The 20424-nt window shown below is 65.9% G+C and carries 14 protein-coding genes; 8 read left to right on the top strand and 6 right to left on the bottom strand.

Annotated features, from left to right (window positions below; all coding sequences use genetic code 11):
• Nucleotides 1-1966 precede the first annotated feature (1966 nt).
• On the bottom strand, nucleotides 1967-2494 hold the full coding sequence (locus tag ACLQ26_RS32575) for a DUF6036 family nucleotidyltransferase (protein WP_109817770.1): 528 nt from the start codon (nucleotides 2492-2494) through the stop codon (nucleotides 1967-1969).
• On the bottom strand, nucleotides 2491-2877 hold the full coding sequence (locus tag ACLQ26_RS32570; protein WP_425748194.1) for a hypothetical protein: 387 nt from the start codon (nucleotides 2875-2877) through the stop codon (nucleotides 2491-2493). Before ACLQ26_RS32570 ends, ACLQ26_RS32575 begins: the two co-directional genes overlap by 4 nt.
• A 225-nt stretch (nucleotides 2878-3102) precedes the next feature.
• Here ACLQ26_RS32570 and ACLQ26_RS32565 point away from each other — a divergent pair, with 225 nt between their 5' ends.
• The 5 genes from ACLQ26_RS32565 (at nucleotide 3103) to ACLQ26_RS32545 (ending at nucleotide 11686) form a co-directional block, all read left to right on the top strand.
• Nucleotides 3103-7581 (top strand): AAA domain-containing protein, encoded by a 4479-nt coding sequence (locus ACLQ26_RS32565; protein ID WP_425748193.1) that lies wholly within the window; start codon nucleotides 3103-3105, stop codon nucleotides 7579-7581.
• Nucleotides 7578-8411, top strand: a complete 834-nt coding sequence (locus ACLQ26_RS32560) for a hypothetical protein (RefSeq protein ID WP_355598409.1) — start codon at nucleotides 7578-7580, stop codon at nucleotides 8409-8411. Before ACLQ26_RS32565 ends, ACLQ26_RS32560 begins: the two co-directional genes overlap by 4 nt.
• A gap of 659 nt (nucleotides 8412-9070) precedes the next feature.
• The gene (locus ACLQ26_RS32555; RefSeq protein WP_425748192.1) at nucleotides 9071-10060 is read left to right on the top strand and encodes a hypothetical protein; all 990 of its coding nucleotides are present in this window, start codon (nucleotides 9071-9073) and stop codon (nucleotides 10058-10060) included.
• 166 nt (nucleotides 10061-10226) lie between these two features.
• Complete coding sequence (locus tag ACLQ26_RS32550) at nucleotides 10227-10769, top strand: class I SAM-dependent DNA methyltransferase (protein ID WP_425748191.1); 543 nt, start codon at nucleotides 10227-10229, stop codon at nucleotides 10767-10769.
• 308 nt (nucleotides 10770-11077) lie between these two features.
• Nucleotides 11078-11686: a hypothetical protein gene (locus tag ACLQ26_RS32545; protein WP_355598417.1), complete on the top strand. Its 609-nt coding sequence runs from the start codon at nucleotides 11078-11080 to the stop codon at nucleotides 11684-11686.
• Between the two features lie 41 nt (nucleotides 11687-11727).
• Here ACLQ26_RS32545 and ACLQ26_RS32540 read toward each other — a convergent pair whose 3' ends face one another.
• The gene (locus ACLQ26_RS32540; RefSeq protein WP_425748190.1) at nucleotides 11728-13125 is read right to left on the bottom strand and encodes a tetratricopeptide repeat protein; all 1398 of its coding nucleotides are present in this window, start codon (nucleotides 13123-13125) and stop codon (nucleotides 11728-11730) included.
• A 90-nt stretch (nucleotides 13126-13215) separates the two neighbouring features.
• Between ACLQ26_RS32540 and ACLQ26_RS32535 the strand changes: the two genes are divergently transcribed.
• The 3 genes from ACLQ26_RS32535 (at nucleotide 13216) to ACLQ26_RS32525 (ending at nucleotide 15759) form a co-directional block, all read left to right on the top strand.
• Nucleotides 13216-13980, top strand: a complete 765-nt coding sequence (locus tag ACLQ26_RS32535) for an SbcC/MukB-like Walker B domain-containing protein (protein WP_425748189.1) — start codon at nucleotides 13216-13218, stop codon at nucleotides 13978-13980.
• Nucleotides 13970-15184 (top strand): TIGR02679 domain-containing protein, encoded by a 1215-nt coding sequence (locus ACLQ26_RS32530; RefSeq protein ID WP_425748188.1) that lies wholly within the window; start codon nucleotides 13970-13972, stop codon nucleotides 15182-15184. The genes ACLQ26_RS32535 and ACLQ26_RS32530 overlap by 11 nt, the downstream gene beginning before the upstream one ends.
• A 275-nt stretch (nucleotides 15185-15459) precedes the next feature.
• Nucleotides 15460-15759, top strand: a complete 300-nt coding sequence (locus tag ACLQ26_RS32525) for a hypothetical protein (RefSeq protein WP_425748187.1) — start codon at nucleotides 15460-15462, stop codon at nucleotides 15757-15759.
• Between the two features lie 405 nt (nucleotides 15760-16164).
• Here ACLQ26_RS32525 and ACLQ26_RS32520 read toward each other — a convergent pair whose 3' ends face one another.
• From ACLQ26_RS32520 to ACLQ26_RS32510, 3 genes are read right to left on the bottom strand one after another with little or no spacing between them, the layout of a single operon-like run.
• Nucleotides 16165-17511, bottom strand: coding sequence for a protein kinase domain-containing protein (locus tag ACLQ26_RS32520; protein WP_425748186.1), 1347 nt, complete (start codon nucleotides 17509-17511; stop codon nucleotides 16165-16167).
• 7 nt (nucleotides 17512-17518) lie between these two features.
• The gene (locus ACLQ26_RS32515) at nucleotides 17519-19603 is read right to left on the bottom strand and encodes an AIPR family protein (protein ID WP_425748185.1); all 2085 of its coding nucleotides are present in this window, start codon (nucleotides 19601-19603) and stop codon (nucleotides 17519-17521) included.
• Nucleotides 19604-19619: 16 nt separating this feature from the next.
• Nucleotides 19620-20309, bottom strand: coding sequence for an SAVMC3_10250 family protein (locus ACLQ26_RS32510; protein ID WP_425748184.1), 690 nt, complete (start codon nucleotides 20307-20309; stop codon nucleotides 19620-19622).
• Between the last annotated feature and the right edge of the window lie 115 nt (nucleotides 20310-20424).

Here is a 20424-nt window from a genome sequence, read left to right as displayed (position 1 = left end):
GTGAGGGTCAGGGTCTCCGGCCATGACCTTCGAGAGAGCCCGCTCCGTGGCGTAGGTACCGCGGCATTGCGGTGCGGCTACGCCTTCCAGCCCTTCCTGTCACGAGGGCAGGACAAGGTGTTTCTCCAGCTCGGTGGCTCGACGGCCTATGCCGGTGGCCGCGAAAGCCCTCGCCGTTCGAGGGCCAGCGAGTGTGGCTGACCGCTGAGGGCAGCCAGGCGGCGGCGACGGCGAGCAGGTCGCCTTTGATGTAGGTGGTGGTGGCGGGTTCACGGCTGTCGGTGTGGCCGGCGTAGGCGCGGGCCACACCGTCGCCGAAATGCCGCTCAACCCAGGTCAGGGTGGTGTGGCGCAGCCAGTGCCTGGTGATCCCTTGGGCCGCGACGCAGCAGTGCACGAGCGGTGACGCGGCCGGCGGCGTCGGGTCGGCCCACGTCGAACAGCACGCCATCACTCGTGCGGGCGGCGGGCGCGGGCAATATCGGCAGCGGTGCCGGCTCCGGCGATACGACCGTCAGTGGGGTGGGTATGAGCGCCTCGACGAGCTGCTCGTCGGGCCGGCGAGGGCGCGGCCGACCACGGTTCACCTAGGCCCCCGCCAGCACGAGGGCGAGGGTGTCAGCGCAGGTGGCGCCGGCTCCCTGGGGTCGGTGCGCACATATGAGTCGTCGCGGCTCGCGTCCCACGCGAGAGGAAGTTGATCTCGCGTGGATATCCACGAACTTTGGTGTCCGAGGGGGGATTCGAACTCTTGTACGTATCATCGGTGCTCCATTTCGGGTGCACATGCTCATAGATTACGGCACGTTCAGGGTTGGCTCAACCTCGCGCGTTCATTACCGGGCGTGAGCATGAATCGAAGTCGGGCCGCGTATGGTCCAATCTTGCCAGCCAGCTGGTGCGGTTATCGACTGACCGAAATGAACGTGCCGGCATCAAGCGTGAGCCCCGCCCCAGGGGTCCTGGTGGGTTTCAGTCGACCGGCGTTGACGGCAACCCGTGCCGCTCGCGTTCTTCGGTAGCGAGCGCACCAGGTTCACCGCCTTCGGCGAGCTCTGAAATTCACCACAACCGCGCACAGCGCCAGAGCATCCGGCGCCGACCAACACCCTGCAACGAGGTGTTCCCGCAACGCGCAGATCTGCGCTCGCACCGCCAGGGCGAGGGTCTGGATCCGGATGAGTCGCCGGACCGCCGCGGTGTCGGAGCTGGGGTAGACAGTCATGGCGACGGCATAAGCCCTGACGAGCAGGCTGGCATACCAGGCCGGGGCAGGCCTCGAGGCCATCCCGCACCTGCTTCGCGCAGAGCATCACTCCACTGACCCTGCGCACTCTGATCGATACTTTCCGTGCATGACTCAACATGCGTTGTCCCTGAGTAGAGGGGACCTCGATCGGGCCTCGGGCAGCATCCGCTCATGGCTCCCTCGCGCATCAGCCCTGAAGCGTTACAGCGAATGCGGTGGCAAATCCCCTCTGGACGCCGATCGGTGCCGAGAGCGTCCGATACGGGAGGTCGCCACCCTTGGCCCACTGTGACGTCTGTTGTTTGCGTCTGAAGCTCACGAAGATCAAGACTTTGCCGAAACATTACGGTGAAGAGACGTACGGCTTGTTCAGCTACGGCGCCCAAAAGGAATGCAATGGCTCGGGAACGACTCGTCACACTGCGGATCGTGATATCCCAAGACAGCGCAGGCGTCCACGCAGCCGTCAGATCTGTCCATCTTGCCGTCGCACGTCCCTGACGCTGAACAGGAACGGCAGATTCCCGAAGCACCTCTCCCCCGACGGCACCAGCTGTTCCATGTCCGAGGCGAACAACCGCAGATAGGATTCTGAGCAAGCGCCGCGCTTTACGGTCACGTTTCACGCGCTTTCGGCGGACACGTGAGGATCCTGTCTAGAGGCCTGAGCCATCGGAAGTGATCACGTTGACCGCCGCGCTGCGTGGGGGATCCGAATCATCCGAAAAGTTCGCGGATAACTCCCATTGCTCGTGGCGAGATCGCTTCGTCGGGGTAAAAGTCGCTGCACAGACGTATGGCGTCGTCCACCGTCGTTACCTTGGCCAGCGCCGCCAGGGCGCGAAGGTCGTCCACGTCGCGGGTTCGCGCCGCGAGCGCTTTCATCGCGAAGATGTGCTCCGGCGAGGCAGCCATCACGCGCAGGCCAGGGTGGTCGAAGACTCGCCGCTTGCCAGGGTCGTCCTTGCCGGAGACATACACGCTGGCCTGCTCGTTGAGCCACCACGGCGGTAGGCCCAGTTCGTCGGCCACTGCACGCGCCTCATCAAGGACGACTCCGTGCGGGACGAACATCGCGTCGACGTCCCTGGTAACCCGCTTCGCGTCGTAGGCGAGCGCCATCGCGGCACCACCCACAATGAAGATGTCAGCGACGACTCCGCGGCGGACAAGCCGGTCGCCCAGGTGAGCGAAAGCGCGTTCGAGTTCCGCGCGCCCCATGAGGACGCCGTCTGATCCGCTCACGCCGCGGCCAGGTCGTGAACGGAGAGGTACACACCGTGCTTCCGGAATGCAGCCGGGGCCCATGCCAGGGCGTCGGCCCGATGGATGGCCAGTTCGGCCGGGAACCATGCCCGGCGCAGAACACGTGCGTCGACCCATGCGGGCGGGGCAAGATCTGCCTGAGCTAGTAGGTGCTCCGCAAGCGCGGCAAGCAGCGCGTCCCACCGTGGGTCTCCGGTTAGCCCGGGCTCATCCCTTAACAGGTCGACCCTGGTTTCGGCGGGTTCCCAGCGGTACTCCTCCAGAAACTCCCATACGAGCTTCCAGCGAGTCTGGTCGGTGCCTGCGGATGCCAGATGGGTGGCCAACCTGGTCAGAGTCATCGGTTCGTAGCTGGTACCCATCGGGCAAGCCTCACCTTCGAGCCGACGGCTTCATCCGTTGCAGACTATCGCGGCACCGCCCGCGAACACTGCAGAAGGTGAGGTGGCGACGGGTGCCCGATTTGGGCCGCGACCCTGCTCGGAGGGTTCACTCATGCTGCGCGCACGGCATCACCCTTGTGATCTTGGTTGTAGGCGGCGCAGTCTGTGACGTTGCCTGTCAACTAACAGGGGGTGCATGCGAGCGTGACTCTCAGTCAGGATGCGATCGAGAAGACGACGAAGTTGGTCGAGTTTCTCGCTGAGGTGACGGCCGCAGTCGAGCGGGACCCAGTGTGCGACATTCTGGAAGACCCGGACGCGCCTGATCCCGTCATCTGGCTCGATGCCCTACCGCGGGGCGTGCAGTGGATGGCTAGCCCTGCCGATGATGTGATCATGCGGCTGCGTCCGTCTCGGCCACCGGCGGAGCCGACGCCGCCGGAGTTGCTGCACGAGTGGATCGACATGGATTCCGTGGGCGGGTTCGCTGGTTCTGCGCCGCGCCTGTTGGACGCTCGGCTGAGCGGCGATGACAGTCGCGAGGCACCGCCTGGACGGATTGTGCGTGCTTTCAACGCTTGGCTTGAGCAATGGCAGGCATGGTCCGACGAGGCTCGACGCCTGCAGGCCGTTGGGCAGTTGTATGAGCAACTCGAGCGCGCTGCCAAGACGATGGAGCAGCAGGACGACGAGTACGAGTTCGTTCTCGGGATCGGTCTGCTTCGGTGGACGGCGCCGGACGGCACCCGCTTTCGTCGTCACGTTATGGCCGAAGGTGTAGTCGCTCGACTGGACAGAGCGACGGCCGAGGTGTCGGTGTCGATGGGGACGGGACGCAGAAGGGTCGAAGACCGGGAAGTCCTTGGCGATCAGGAGCTGTTCCGGGGTGAGCGTGGGAGGTATCGCCGTCAGGAGATCGTCGACGGGGATCTGCCGTGGCTGGATTTGCTGCCTCCGATCGTGGGCCTTCTCGAGGAGTGCCTGGATACGGAGGTGCACCAGGAAGCCCATCCCGCGGTGGCGGGTGAGGAGTTGCCGAGCATCCCGGTGGTGAGCTTGTCGCCGGCGCTGCTGGTACGTCGGCGAAGCCGGGTGCTCCTTGCCGAGGCTTACCAGCACATCCGAGAGGCGCTGCGCCAACCTGACGCACAGGTTCCCGTTGCGCTTGCTCAGCTTGTGGTGGACACGGAGCCCGAGCAACGTAACGGCTGGCTGAGCAGTCAGGGCGCTGCCAACGGCGACGTGCTCGGTGCCGACCCTCTCTTTCCCCTGCCGACGAACGATGAGCAGATGCACGTCATCGAGCTGCTCCGCTCCGAGACAGGGGTCGTGGTTCAGGGGCCGCCGGGAACCGGCAAGACGCACACGATCGCCAATCTGGTGTCGGCGCTCCTGGCGCGCGGTCAGCGGGTGCTCGTGACGAGCCAGAAGGATCAGGCGCTGCGCGAGCTTCGCGAGAAGGTCCCGGCGTCGTTGCGTGATCTCTGTGTACTGATGACCGACGGCAGAAACGCCGCTACCGAGGTCGGCTTCGGTCTTGACGCCCTATCCCACCTGACAGCGTATGCCGATACCGAGAAGCTGACCAAGCAGGTCGAGGCGCTTCGCGGCGAACGGCACACGTTGCGGTCTCGATCCGCCTACCTCAACCAGCGCATACAACAGCTGCGTGAGGCGGAGTTCATCGCTCATGACCCGGTCGCGCCCTGGTTCAGCACCGAGCTCTACCGGGGATCACTTGGTCAGATCGCACGCCAGGTCAAGGGCAACGCGAAGCAGTTCGACTGGATGCCGACGGCCGTACCTGACCTGCCCGACAGGCCACCCTTGACGACCGCAGAGGCTACCGAACTGGTGCATCTGCTACGAACGACGAACCCAGCTCGACATGCCCGCCTCGCCCAAGTGATCCCTGACCTGTCAGACCTACCTACGCCGGCCGCGCTCGCCGAGGCGTTCGACGCCGAACTCAACGCCACGGCCGCCGTCCAGGAACACACCACGCTCTGGGCGCCCCGTTTGGCGGCGGCCGGTGAGGACATGCTCAAGGACCTGGACCTGCTCGGGCAGCGGTTCACCGCCATCGTGGAGCGTCTCGGTTTGGACGCGGACTCTGAGTCATCGCCGAACTGGATGTTACGTGCCATCGCAGATCACTTCTCGGGACGGCGGCAATCCCTGTGGCGGCACGTGGCCGAAGTCGCCGGCCGCGCCGAGCGCCTGCAGGCCAAACTTCGGGTGCACACGTTGGGTGCGGAAGTGCGTTTCACAAACGCTGGTGAGCTCGACCTGGGGCAAGCCCGGCACATGCTCGCCGTGGGCCGCGAACTTCGCGCTCACCTTGCAAGTCTGACCTGTCGCACATTTCTCGCCGTGCAACCGGCCCGCATCAAGGCCGCCGCGCTGATCAGCGGCATGCGCGTCGATGGGAGGCCGCCGACTACGGTGCCTCTGCTAGACGTCGCACTTGATCATCTTGAAGTTCACATCGAAACCACGCAACTCCTGCGGCTGTGGGCAGACGTCGGAGTAGTTATCGCGCCCGGCGGTGTGACCGCGACCCTGTCCGAGTTGCAAGATTCGTATCGCCTACTTCAGCACGTCCAACAGCTCGCCGAGGTCCATACCACCATCCGCGACCGCCTGGAAGCCGCTGGTCTGCCGACCAGGATGCCTACCACTGACGACGTCATCGCGGTGACCTCGTCCACCGCAGCCGCCCGTCACCACATCCGCCTGCGAGCAGCGCAGGCCGCCATAGCCGGCCACCGCGACGCAGTCCGAAGGCACCTGACGCGCGAGGATCCGTGCCCCGAGGTTGAACTCCTCATCGCCGCCATCGACCAGCGATCCACCGAGGGATACCACCACGCAATCGATGCATTGGACACCGCCCATCACGAGCAGCACGCTGAGCGACGCCGCCTCAGCCTCACCCACCAACTGGACAGTGCCCATCCGCAACTGCTTCGCCTACTACAAGACAGCTGCTTCGAATCTCACTGGGACGACCGCATGCGGGATCTGCCTGCAGCATGGGCCTGGTACCACGCGGACCGTTTCGTACGGGCCCAGCGCACAGCCGGCACGGAACAACTGATCAGACGGGACTACGACGACGTCGAAATACACCTAGCCCAGGTCACCGAGCAGCTCGCAGCGGCCGAAGCAACTCGGGCATTCGTCAACCGCATGACTGACGCCGACATGCGGGCGCTCCGCAGCTTCCGCGGGTTCCGCAAGCAGATCGGGGCTGGCGGCGGACGTAAGGTTCGCGAGCTGCGTCAGGCAGCGCAGGCGGCGATGGGAAAGGCCCAGAGCATCGTGCCTGCCTGGGTGATTCCCCTGCCGAGCCTGCTAGAGAATCTGACCGTCGGACGCAACGCGTTCGATGTGATTATTGTCGATGAGGCGAGTCAGGTTGGGCTGGAACATCTTTTTCTTTTGTGGCTGGCACCAAGGGTCATCGTTGTCGGCGACGACCAGCAATGCACCCCGGCACCCAATCGAATGGGCAGGACCTTCGACGAACACTTTCGGGCTCTTGGGGAGCACCTCGGCGACCTTGATCCCGAAATCCGGTATCACTTCACCCCTAAGGCTCACCTGTATGGCCTCCTCTCGGCGCGATCCGGAAGAGATGCCGTCGTTCGTTTACGGGAACACTTCCGATGCATGCCTGAAATCATCAACTGGTCGAAGGAGCAGTTCTACCGCGGGGCCAGTGAGATCATTCCGTTGCGCGAGAGGAAGGCTACCGATCTGGAGCCGCTGCGCGTCGCTCACGTCGAGGGTGCCTACCAGGAGGGATCTGCACAGGCAGTCCGCAACCCGGTAGAGGCGAAACGCATCGTGGCGCAATTGCTCGAATGCCTGAGCGATCCCACGTATGCGGGCAGAACGTTTGGCGTCATCGTGCTGCAAGGACACGGACAAATCAAACTCCTTGAGCACGAGATCAACGCGGCCATCGCACCGGAAGTCCGCGCCGCCCGCCAGATCAGCGTCGGCTCGGCGCCCAACTTCCAAGGAGCAGAGCGTGACGTCATCTTCCTGTCCACAGTCGTCACTGCGGCGCCCCGACGGGTCGGCGAAAACCTGTACCAGAACTACAACGTCGCCGCCAGTCGCGCTCGTGATCAACTCTGGCTCTTCACCTCCGTGCCGCCCAAAGACTACAAACCCGACGACCTACGCGCTTCGCTGATCAACTACATGCTGAATCCGCCGTCCGTGTTCGGTACCTCGCCGGACCTCAAGAGCGTCAGCGCCGACCGCCAGTGTCCTCCGTTCGAATCCATTCTCGAACAGCGCGTGTTTCGGATTCTCAAACGTCGCGGCTACCACGTCGTGCCCCAGTTCAAGGTCGGATCGCGCACGCTTGACCTCGTGGTCGTAGGAGACGGCGGCAGGCTCGCAGTGGAATGCGACGGCCACCGCTGGCACACCCGACCGTCGGACGTCATCTCCGATGGGCGTCGCGACCGAGACTTGTTCCGCATGGGCTGGGAAGTTATCCGCATACGTGAAAGCGAGTTCGAGCTCGACGCCAACAAGGAGTTAGCGACCCTGTTCACCCGGCTCACCGAACGTGGCATCTCACCGCGAAGCGCATCGGACACACCTGCCAATGCCTGGAAGCCGATCGAGTTGCCTTCCGAACATGAGGAGCAGAACCTATGACAACTGATCCCATGAACAACAACAGCGAGGCTACTGTCGAGCTCGACGGCAACGTCCTCGACCGACTCGCAGATCTCATCTGTGGCGACGATAGCACCCCCTACTATCGGACCGGCCGACAGATCACCGCCCTGTTCGAGGCCGCAGGCTGGCGCCGCGTAGGCGACGTCAACGGCGGTCGCCGTGAATGGGTCCTCCATACGTTGCGTCGCCGCCGCGACCCTGATGGGCTCCGCCAGCTGCTACTCCGCCTCGCCGACCCCCGCGAATATCTCGACGACGACGAGGCGCGGTGTCACCTCGTCAACGACCTCAACGGGCTACTCGCCGTGGAGGGCTACCAAATCCGCTACGCATCGGGCCGGCCCGAACTCGTCACGCAGACCCCGACGATGACGCGACCTACCATGCAAGTGCCGCTGGAACTCACCGCGAGCCTCGCCAACATCCTGAAAGACCCAGACTTCGGCCGCCACCTCACCGCCCGACTCAACGAGGCCCACATCTGCTGGCAATCCGGTGCCTGCACCGCCGCCGTCATCATGCTCGGAAGCCTGCTCGAAGGCGTCCTCTACGACGTGGCGCTCGCTCAACACACCGGAGGCCCGCGCCCCACCGATCACCTGGAGTCGCTGATCGATTTGGCTGCCGAGAAAAAGTGGGTCGCTCGAGACGTGACCGACTATGCCCACGTATTGCGCAACCACCGCAACCTGGTACACCCAAAGAAGCAGATCAAGCAGCACTACTCGCCCGATGACGACACTGTCCGGATCGCCTGGAACGTCGTCGTAGCCGCACTCAACGACCTCGAACAGCTCAAGGCATAGACGCTGTTCCACCCGGGATCGGATAAAATGGACGCCCGGGACGATCGGGCAATCCGGGACCGACGCGATCACCATGCTGGCACCCAATCAACGCGCTTGATCCGAGCGCCTCAGGGTCCCAAAGCGACCGGCGGTCCGCTGCCGGTACGGCTTGCTGCGCAGCGCTGGCCGCACGACGCCGAGGGCTGCGGGCCTTGGTCGCCCTCTTGAGAGAGGAGAAAATGGGCCCGGCGCTGGACATGTAGGTCCGCAGAGATGGCTGTCGCTCGCTCCTCAGGCTCCCTCGGCCGGACCCGCCGCGCCGTGCGGCGCGAACCAAGGGTCGCCCCGACCGGTTGCACGAGACAACGGACCTGCCTCCAAGATGGTCAATCAACGGCGCACCGTCGTCGGCCAGTCGTCGAAGGCTTCTTCCGCCATGGCGAGTGAATGTGGCCGCTCGGTCATCGCTGAGAGCGCGGTGGCGACATCGTCGAGGCCAGGCACAGCGCCGCCGCTTCCCGCGCCCCCCGCCGACAGCCATCGCCCGCCCGCGAGGATCTCCCCTGTGGCGGCCAGTTCAGAGCCGGCCAGCCGGCGGCGCAACTCCGCGGCGGCAGGCGGTTCGGTGTGCAGGCGCAGGAGCAGCGCATGACGATCCGCTAACCAAGCTGCTGCCGTTGCTGCGTCACATGAGCTACAAGGGTTGGTCGCAGCTGCGCGGAGAACCTCTTGACGCCATGTGGAAACGGGTCGCAGCCGAGGTGCTGCTTCGGGCGCATGAAGACCTGGCAAGAGCAGGCCACGTGAAGCAACTGCCTGACCTGACGGGCGAGACCTGGTGGACAGTGCTCCATGATCGGCTCACAGCCCGGCATGAAGAGGCCGAGACCCTGGAACGGGCGCTCGGCGACTTCGGCTTGTCGCCGTATCCGCGGGTGATCCTGCTTGTCGAGGGCGAGACTGAACTTCTCCACACCAAGCGGCTTCTCGCAGAGATTGGCTTTACCAAGCCGCAGCAAGTGCGGGTGCAGCGAGCCAAGGGATCGAAGGCCAGCCCGCACCTGATCGCCCGGTACGGGGTGACGCCGCGCGTCGGCCGGAGACTGGGCGACCGGTGGTTGCTGGACGCGACGCCGACCGCGCTGGTCGTGGCGACGGACGCCGAGAACAGATGGGCAACACCGGAGCAGCGTGAGCGGGAGCGCCGAGCGTTGCTAGAGGCCATCCGGGAGGAGGTCCGCAGCCAAGGCGCCGACATCGGCCACGACTATCTCGACTTCCTGGTAGCTGTCCACGTCTGGGGTGCGGATTCCTACGAGCTGGCGAACTTCACTGACGACGAGTTGGTCCCGGCGATCGGCCGGCTGGCTGCGGGCCGCCATGACGCCGAGTCGTCAGCCTGGCAGCAGGAGCTGCGCAGCCAGCTGGAGACTGCACGCGCCGCCCATGACGACGTGAAGGTGGTGCTTGGGCGTATGAAGCTCGGTAATCCCAAGGTCCGGTTGGCGGAAGAGTTGTGGCCGCTGTTGCGGACGAAGTTCGAGCGGGAGTGGACGGCTGGCGAGCCTGTCACGCCCGTCGTCAAGCTGATCGCTGATGTCCGCCGCATATACCACCGCATCAGCGGGATCCGAGCGATGGTGGTTCCTGACCGCTTCGATGCGTGAGGCGCTTGACATCTTCGGCCGCATAGTCCGAGCCCGGGCTGTGCTCGACCACGAGCTGCGCATAATCAGGTTTACGCTTTCTCACCCGCAAACTGCCAATCAGTCCCATCGAACTCGAGCCAAGCGCCTGGACACGGAGCCTCCAGAAACACCGCTGGACCTCGCGATGCTTGCGGCGTTCGCGAAACTCGTACAATCCGCCGGTGCCGGACCGGTCGCCGACCTCGGTTGCGGTCCGGGCCGCATTACCGCGCACCTGCGCTCTCTGGGGTTGACCGTCTTCGGCATCGGCCTGTCGCCAGCGATGGTGGCGTTGGCCCGCCGAACATACCCCGATCTGCGATTCAACGAGGGTTCCATGGCCGCTTTAGACCTGGAGGACGCCTCTGTCGGCGGCATGGTGGCCTGGTACTCGATCACCCACACCCCACCGGAGCTGCTGCCAGTGGTATTCGCCGAGTTCCACCGGGTGCTGGCTCCTGACGGCCACCTGCTCCTCGCGTTCCAAGTCGGCAACGAGCGCCGGCACATCGAGCATGGGTACGGCCACAACTTGTCGCTCGACGCCTACCGCTTGTTACCTGACCACATTGCCGAGCTGTCGAGCGAGGCCGGGCTGGTCGTACACGCCCGGCTGCTCCGCGAGCCGGAGACGCGCGAGAAGGTCCAGCATGCCTGCCTCCTAGCCCGCAAGCCCGGGATGTCGTAGCTCTCCGACACGCGCCCCCGCATATCGGCACGGTCGAACCCTGAAGAGCCACTCGTGGCCGCTGACCGAGCGGTCGGCGGCCAGGCTCGACGCCCAATCGGCAATGAACCTCAGGAGCCCTGGCGGGCTCGGGCGAATACAGCAGGTCACAAATAACGCGCACCACCAGGCCCACGGCTGGGCCTGTCCGTCTATGACGTGCCGCTGCTGCTCGACGACGGCCGTTGAACGGTCGACGGAGCGCGGGCGCGATGCTTGACGAGGTCGCGTAGCCTGCACGACCATACCGACACGGCGTGGGGGCGGGTGTGAGCATCGACTGGTCGGCGTGGTTGCCGGCAGGGGCCGCGGTCGCGGCTGCTGGGGTGGCGGTATGGCAGGCGGTGATCGCCAGGGGTCAGGCCGCAACCGCCACAAAGTCGGCCGACCTAGCAGAACGGCAGGCGCGGGCAGCGGAGCAGCAGGTTGCGCTCGCGCGGCAGCAGTTCCAGGCCGAGACGGAGGCACGCGACGACGCCGACGGGCCTCAGTTCGAGGTCGGGCCCGCCGTCTGGCACTTCAGCGGCGAGCAGTACGCCCAGGTGCCGGTCAAGCTCTTGATGGGCAAGCACCTGGGGTCCCTCGTCATCACCACCCCTGGCCAGCCGAAGGTACGTGGCTTCGTGACCAAGATCGGGGGCGGCTGGGACGGCATGGAGACGGCAATCACCCGAACCGACCTCGCCGCGGGCGCGACCTTCGACCTCGTCTTGATGCTTGAGTACGAAGTCGTCCTCCCTCTGAACGTGCTGTTCGAATTTGAGTGCCACGAAGGCGGTGGCGGCCGCCGCACCTGGCACCGTTCCTACGCCGCCCAGGTGACGGAACCCCGCGTGGAGGACGTCCAGGACCGGGGCTGGCGACGGCTGCGGAGCTAACTGGTCGGGTATTCACACATCCTCGCGCTGCTAGCAGTCGCTCAGGTTCCGACTTTCCATGTCCGCAATGCCGCTACTGCCCTCACCGTATGGGGATGGTTCTCGCCGAGCAGCCGCGCGGAGTCGGCGACCAACTTCTCCTGCAGGGTGATCGCGTCGGCGGTGCGCCCGGCCTGCCGGTACGAGGCGGCGAGGTTGGCACGGGCGGTCAGCATGTCCGGGTGCTCGTCGCCGAGCAGTCGTTCCCGGTCGGCGAGCACCTTCTCCTCAAGGGTGGTCGCCTCGGCGGTGCGCCCAGCCAGCCGGTACGAACAGGCGAGATTGCCGCGGGCGGTCAACGTGGACGGGTGCTCGTCGCCGAGCAGCCGCTCGGAATCGGCGACCACCCTCTCCTCGATGGTTATCGCATCGGCGGTGCGCCCCGCCTCCCCGTACGAAGAGGCGAGGTTGGCACGGGCGGTCAGCGTATCCGGGTGCTCGTCGCCGAGCAGCCGCTCCCGGTCGGCGAGCACCTTCTCCTCAATGAGAATCGCGTCGGCCGTGCGCCCCGCCCGCAAGTAAGAGGTGGCGAGGTTGCCACGGGCGGTCAACGTTGACGGGTGCTCCTTGCCGAGCAGCCGCGCGGAATCGGCGACCAACTGCTCCTCAATCAGAATCGCGTCAGCCGTGCGCCCCGCCTGCAAGTACGAGGTGGCGAGGTTGCCACGGGCGGTCAACGTGTCCGGGTGCTCGTCGCCGAGCAGCCGCGCGAAGTCGACGACCACCTTCTCCTCAATGAGAATCGCGTCAGCCGTGCGCCCGGCCATACGGTACGAGGTGGCGAGGTTGCCACGGGCGGTCAACGTTGACGGGTGCTCGTCGCCGAGCAACCGCACCGCCTGTCGGGCCATGTGATGCCAGTGGGTGATCGCGATGGCGTGTAGGCCAGTGAGTAGCAGGCTGTTGCCGGCCCGGTACAGCAGCGGATGCCCGTCGGGATGCCAGAGCAGATCACCAGCGATGCCGGCCATGGTCGTGGTGTTGGCGCGCAGCGCAGCAACGATGTCAGTGGTGGCGTGATCAGCATCCGGCCACACCTGCAGCAGCGCATCGGCGACCACGCGGGCCACCGCAGCCGAATCGGTCACGGTTTCCCGAGTAGCACGGGCGGTCAGGGCGTGGATACGCACCGCGCGGGCTCCGTCGGCCGGGGCGTGGGTGAGTAAGCCGTATCGGTGCAGCAGCCGCAGCGCCTCGCGGGCATGGTGGGCGGTGACGGGCTGACCGGCACGGGCGGTGCGGTGCGCCGCTAGGTAGTCGGTGACCGCGGTGGTGGACCATAGCGTGTCGGGGTGTCCGACCGGATCACAGATGGCGGCCAACACCAGGGCAGGGCGGGCGAGCCCAACCGGTTCCACCTGCTCGGCGGCCTCCAGAGCGACCAGCAGGGTGACGGCCACAGGCCGGCCGTAGGCATCGGGGTCGACGTCAGCGGGCATGAGCTCGGCCAGGCGCTTGTCACCGCGGGTATAGCGACTCTCAAGACGTCGATGTTCACCCAGCTGCGGCGTGACATCCAGACCCGCCGCGAGGCGGCAAGGGAACTTGTCCGACAGATCCGGGCCACCCTCGAGAATGTCCGGACCGGAGTGGCCCGCGTCGGCGTCCAGGTCGACTGGAAGGTCCGCGACGACGGCAACTCCCAGCAAATGGTCACCCTGCTCAACGCGCCGCCCTCCGACGAGGTCTTCGATCAGATGTACGAGATCCTGCGGGAACGAATGGAGGACGCCGGCGAGGAAACCTGGGCCGACCGAGTCGCTCACACCTTCGACTACCGCTCCTGGCACCACTGGGAGATCAGCGTCACGCACAGCAGCTTCGGCGCCGACCAGTTCAAGCCGGTAAACGCCCGTTCAAACCCGCTCAAAGGCCTATCCACCGGCGAATCCCGACTCGCGACGATGCTCCCGCTGCTGGCCGCCGCCTGGTCGATGTACTCCGGCGACACCTACCAGGGGCCTCGCCTGCTGTCCATCGACGAGATCGACGCCGCTTTCGACGACCGCAACCTGCGCCAGATCCTCACCCTGCTGCGAACCTGGAATTTCGACGTCCTCGCGACCACACCCACGATCGCCCCGCTGATCAAACGCGAAGCTCAGCACGTCGTCGTCCACGAAGTCATCACCGACGGGCGGCACCGCGTGACCGTCCCGTGGTTGTGGAAGGGCAGCGGGGAACCGACTCCCCTACCCCTCGCCGCACCGACCGCAGACACGACCCCTGGCCGGACACTTAACGATGCCGGCTGACCTCACCTACCTGGCGGAAGACGTCGACCTGCATCCACTGTGGCGCGCCGTCCACGGACGTCTCTGCGCCGGCACCCGCCCCGAGGCGATCAACACGGTTCGGGTCCTAGCACTGAGCACAGCCGGTATCGCGCAACTGCGGACCTGGCTCGACACCTCCACACGCCGACGCCGCGGCACACCCGCCGTCACCGTGTCAGGCGATACCGCCACGGTCCCGCTGCGAGAACTCCTCGCCGCGCTCGACATCGACCGAGAAACGCTCATCGCACTGGTAGAAAAAGCAGTGGGGGAACCGGTCATCGACCGTAGCGCCGCTGCGCTCGCCGCGGCGGACCGTCGTGCGCAGCTGTGGCAGTACGCCGCCGAGAAGCTTCCCGACCTGCCGCAGCTCGTCGCCCGGATGCGGGTCACCGGTGTCGGCGAGGACGATACCGAGATCCGGCACAGCATCGCCGCGCTCGCCGCAGCCCTGCGACGCATTCCAGCCCGGCCGCCGGTACCTCTGGCGAAGCTCGCCCACGACATCACCGGCGACCCACACTACTTCGACCTGACCACCCTCAACGGCATCCGCCTCGTGGCTGCAATCGCCGAACGCGCCGGCCAAACCGAGCCGAACCGGCCGGATCTTGTACGCGCGCTGCTGGCCAGCGTCGGTGTCATCGCCGACCGGCTCTCCGCGACCGTCCTGCTCTTCAACGTCGAGGCTATCGGCGACGGACCGATCGACCGGCGACTGCGCGATTCACCGGCACCTGTGGCGCTCACATTGCTCGACCTTTTACAACATCCGCCTGTTCTCGCACCGCAAACCCTGACGGTCGTGGAGAACCCGTCGGTCATGGAGATCGCCTTCACTGCCGAGGTGCAGCAACCGATCGCCTGCACCAGCGGTCAGTTACGTGCGATCGATCATGTGCTATTTCAACTCGCTGTCTCGCACGGCGTGCGCCTGCGCTATGCCGGCGACATCGACACCGCGGGCAGGCAGATCGCGGCAGTCGTTGCATCGACCTATGGCGCCGAACTGGTTGCGATGGACGACGACACCGCCTCCGAAGCTCGACATCACCCGCCGGCTATACCTTGGCCCAGGCTGCGCGAAGGTGAGCCGCACCACGCGCTCGCTGCCGCAACGGCAGCCGTCTACCAAGAACACGATGTCCTTCTCGCGCGAATCCTCGGTGCTCACCGGCTCTGAACCCGCATGGCCCGGCGTCCCGGACCGGCAATGATCGTGCCGCCCTCGTTGTCTTTTGCGGGGCAGCTCAGATGGAGCCACGTCTACCCGCCAGATTCCTCTGCCGCAAGGTCAGCGCCGGGTCCGCCACAGCAGCTGATGTGAGCGACCCACGCGAAGATCGTCGGCGTCTGCTCCTGGTAAGCGGCGTTGTAGCGGTGACGACCTTCGAGTAGGTGGTAAGCGCCTGCATATCGAGGGTCACTGAACTGCTCGAATCGGGGCCCGCCGGGTACATGAACCAGGACGATCGCCGGCAGCCGAACCCCAGCCTGGATCGCACGGCGGAGGTTTTCAATCTTGGCGATCCCCTCAGCGTCATCGGGGTCATCGTGGAGCTGCCATTTCTCGATCTCGACAACGGGGACGTGCTCTTTGCGAAAGCAGCGCAACTCGTCGATGGCGCCAAAGATCCCGTCGAGGTTTTCCCCGTCGTGTCGTGGCGTGGTCAGGCAGCACCTCTGCGTTCAGCGCCTCCAAGCTCCACCACGTGGCGTCCTTTTCCCATGCTGGCACAGAGTACGGGCAGCATGTGATGGGCTGCCAGCGTTGCGTGCCGCCCTTCTCGCGTATCTCGATGAGGGCTCTCGGGGCCCAGGTCGATCAGGCGCAGAAAGGGCCTCCACGCGTTGGCAAGCCGTTTCGGTCTGGAGGCGCAGCAGGAGCAACGCATTGGGGATGGCGTCGTCGCCGCCGATTCGGGCGGCAGCGTTGATGGCGCGCAGTTCGTCGGGTGTGAGGGCGCGGCGGGCGTTAAGAAGCCGGCGGAACGTGTCGCAGTTGTAACGACCGCGATGAACCATTGGTGCTCACGCTTGGAGGCAGCGCGGTACCTCTACTGCTTCGCTCCCAACTTGAGGTTCCGGGAGGCATCGGGACTTCGACGCGAACGTCCTGGCCATCATGCGGACGGGCTTGCGTTCTGAGCCGGCCACGGCGCGTCAGCTCAGGGTGGCGCGGTTGAACGCCTGGCGGACCTCCGCAGTCATCGCCGCATCTTGCGGGCGGTCAGCTTTACGCAGCAGCCGGTAAACCTCGGCGAGCTCGCTGACGCCGTGCTGATCACCTAGGTCAATCAGCAGCTGTCCTGCGCGGAACCGCACCTCCAGCAGCAGCGTGTCGTCAGCGGGCCGGGCAGGAACCAGTTGGTCGGCAAGAGCCTGCAAGTCCTTGAGCGCCTCTTGCGGATGCCCCAGACACGTCCGGCAGCGGGCGAGCAGGATGCGGCACCGTGCAAGATCGCCGGTGTGCTGCGGGCCGAGCCTGGCCAAATCACGCGCGAGGCGCGCGAACCTCGGCAAGGCCTCACCGATCAGTCCCTCGTCGAAGAGCGCCTGCGCCTGGATGATGCGCACTTCAATGGAGAAGGGCTCGGCCGCCTGGCCGTCCCCTACCTGGTCGGTGGCACCCGTTCCACCTGCCTGACCGGGCAAGCCAACCAGCCGCTGCCGGAACTCGCGAGCCGTTGCCGGGCGCTCGCCGGGCTTTTTCGCCAGCCCGGCCATGATGACCGCCTCCAGAGCCGGAGCAACGCCGGGGCGTAGCAAACCGACCGACTCCGGTGTCCGGTACTGGTGGTGGTACATGACCGTGGCCGGGTCGGAACCGGTGAACGGTGGTATCCCGGTGAGGAGTTCGTAGAGCAGACAGGCCAGCGAGTAGAGATCGCTGCGCGGGCTAACGTCGCGCCCGGCGCACTGCTCGGGCGGCATGTATCCGACGGTGCCCAGCACCCGGTTGCCCTGCGTCAGCCGCGCCTGGTCGGTGCGGAACATCCGGGCCACGCCGAAGTCCAGCACCACGACCCGTCGGCTGGCCAGCATGATGTTTGCCGGCTTGAGGTCGCGGTGGACGACCGGAATCGCGTGGGTGTACTCAAGCACGTCGCAGATCTGCTCGGCGATCGACACGACCTGTTCCTCGGGCAGACGACGTTGCTCCTGAACGATCTCCGCGAGAGTCTGACCGAGAATGTATTCCATCACTAGGTAGGGCTGGCCTGCACCGGCGTCCTCTGTCGCGCCAGTGTGCTCACCGGTGCCCTGGTACTCGCTAGTTAGCCCGACGTCGAGCAACGCCGGGATGCCCGGATGATGCAGCCGCGCCAGCAGGCCGGCCTCCCGCCGGAAACGTTCGGCCAGCTCCGACCCATGCCGGGGATCCAGCCACTCGCGGTGGATTAGTTTAACCGCAACAGCTCGCCGTGACCGACGATCATACCCAAGCCAGACATCGCCCATCGCGCCGCCACCGAGGCGCTGGCGCAGCTCGTAGCGCCTGTCGAGCACATGGGGGTCACCGCGCACCAGGACCGTCGCCTGCCGCGTCCGCGTCCACTCGCAGCCCACTGGCCAGCTCGGCGAGGGTGCCCTCGCCCGGCAGATACCAGTTGCGGGTGCCCTGTACCGCGACCGGCCGGTCCGCCCACCCGGCCTGCTCCCAGATCCGTATCACGAGCCCGGTCGGCGAGTAGCGTTGCTCATCCACCGCCCAGACGAGGGGCCTCCGGTCGTCGTTAACCCAGGTGGCCAGGCACCGTTCCGGGGCCTCGCCGAGCCACCCGCGCAAAGCGTCTCGCTCAGTGGCGCTACCCGGTTGGTAGACCAACTGGGTTCCGTCCTTGATGAAACCGTCAGCAACCAGCAGGGACACGGCGTTAGGCCGCCGCCCGCGTGCCGGCGGCGGGTCGACCTGCTCCATTGACCGCACCACACCTGCCGCTAGCTTTCGGCAACTCTGCTCGTCGCGGAGGGCCCGGGCGAGCAAGGCGTGCCGGCCGTACTGGGCGGTTAGCTGATCCGTAACCGCAGTCGAAACGACACCGGTCAGCTTCGCGACGGCCGTCATCCGGACCTCCCAGTCGTCGCCAGGTTCGTCGATCCCGTCGCTACCGACTAGCTGGAAGGCGATGTGGGCGACCAAGAGATCGGCGTGGGAGGTGAACCCGCGGTCACGGCCGGCCGAGCCGTTCGTCGGGGCGGCAAGCGCGTCGCGCACTTCGCGCAGCAGCCGTACAGAGCGCCAGATCTGCAGTGCGCCAGGGCGGCTGCCGAAAAGTTGGTGGTATACCCCGCGCGGGCCCCGGTGCCAGAGCACATCGCGGTCCTGCCCGAGGCGGGCGACTATGGCGGCGTCGGGGTGCGCGCAGGCTAGAGCGAGGGCGGCCTCTGCCACGCTGCACCCCGCAGCCGGCGCAGGCACCTGCTCGCCGCGCCGCAAGACGTACGCCTTGCCTAGCGACAACGCGAAGTCGTCGCGGATCAACTGTTGCTCCGGATCGAGCGCGACGAAATCGCGGGGCTCTACCCGGTTCTGCGTGTTGGTGGCCTGAGTGATCCGCTGCGCCAGGTCAACCGGAGCGCCGTCCATGCACAGAATTCGCACTAGGACGAGCGCTTCGGCGACTTTTTCAGGCTTCTGTTCGTGTGCCTGATAAACGGCGGCAACTGTTTGCGCTCCATTTACCACACGGGCAGAGTCCAGCCTCAACCGGACCGGATGGCCCGGCGCACGCCGGGCGAAGAAGTCGGCACGGACAATGTCGCATAACACGGTAATGCCGTTATTCAAGTACCAGAAGCTGTTCGGTTCATTCAGCAGGCTGTCGACTATGGCTGCATTGACATCGGTCCAACCCAGCGGATATCGGACGTTCTGCTCAAAAAGCCGTTCGCCGTGCTGCTCATACCATCCGGCCACCTCGTCAGCGGCCACCGCGCCGAGATACTCCTGGTACGGAGTGGAGTTCATGTGCCAACTGCCGGAAAGCGTGGCGGTGACCGAGACCGGAGCCGGCAACGCGTCTCGCCGGACGGCAGCATGGAAGTCGGCGACCCCAAGAACCCGGAAGTCCAGCAGCTCACCGAACTGATTGAAGCCCGCCGCAGCCTCGGTCAACAGTTCATGTCCCTCGGGCGAGAGGCCATCGTTGCTCAAAACTGCCATGACGAGGTGAATCCGTACGGCCGGCGCGTCGAGCACAGCATCGATCCGATCATGCCCAAGCGTGACAAGCTGCTGAAAGCGGTGCAGCAGTTGGCGGATGGCCGGGTCGGCAAGCCGGGCGGTTGCGTGGTCGCTCCATTTCGCTTCGATTAGCCAGATCTCAGCGGTCGCGGGCGAGACCAGAACCGCATCGAACCCATGGTCTTCGGCCTCGGCGGTGACTGCCCGCGCCGCCTGCGCCGCAGTGCAGTCCGCGGAAAGCTGGACTGCCTTGGCGGCCAGCGCCCGTGTGAGGAAGATCCGCTCACGCTGCGCCGGGGGCAGCTCCTGGAGATCATTCAGGTCCAGCAGGCCGGCGAAACCCTGGGTCAGGGCGGCACGCACCTGCCGGACCTCCAGCGGCAGGCCTTCGAGCGCGTCGGTCTGGTCCTCCATGGTGGCCTCCAGCCAACTAGTTGACGTATTCCACGATCAGCGGGCTGGCCACCAAACAACCACCGTCATCAGCGGCGGCTGGCAGCAGGGCACTGACCCGGGCCAGACCGGTCACCACGGCGGCCGTGCCAACCTCGGGGCGCTGGGCGTCCAAGGCGGCGAGCAGATCCCGGATACCGGCCTGGGGCAGCAGTCCATTCGACGTCTCGAGCGGATCCGGTGCTAGTGCGCTAACGACGTGCCCGGCCTGGGTGACAAAGATCGTGCCCGCGCTGTGGCCGGTGCCGTCCAGGCCAGTCAGGGCGGGGCCGTCCACCTGGACCGGTGGGCGGCCCCGCAAGTGCCGGGCCGAGCCGTGCAGCAGCAGCCGCCGTGAGCCGGATGTGAGGGGGTGCTCTGGGTCCACAAACAGCACCAGATCCTGGTACCTGCCGCGGAGCGTCACCCAGTCCAATGCCGCCTCAAACCTGACCCAGCGGCCTGGAGTGAGATCAGGCTCGGTGTGCCAAGGTGCGTCGCGTGCCATTAGCTTCTCTACCCGCTTGAGGTGACGCCGCATCTCCCGCACGCTGTCCGGCGCTGGATTGGCCACATCAATCCCGGCGAGGGATCCGCCCGCGTGCACCTTGACGTCGGGCAGCGCGCGGCGCGGCTCCGGCACGAACTCGTTCAGCTTGCCCGTGGACAGATAGACGACCTCACGCACTGGCACCCCCGGTTGCCCGCTCCTCGGCCCCGCTTCCTCTAGCCCGTGTTTCGTAAGTGGGCGTGGGCCTGGTGAGGTCACGGCGTGGCGATGATCGATAACTGAAGAGGTCTCC

The sequence above is a fragment of the Micromonospora sp. DT43 genome, assembly GCF_049841645.1.
GTDB lineage: Bacteria > Actinomycetota > Actinomycetes > Mycobacteriales > Micromonosporaceae > Micromonospora.
This window is presented reverse-complemented; position numbering and strand designations above follow the sequence as displayed.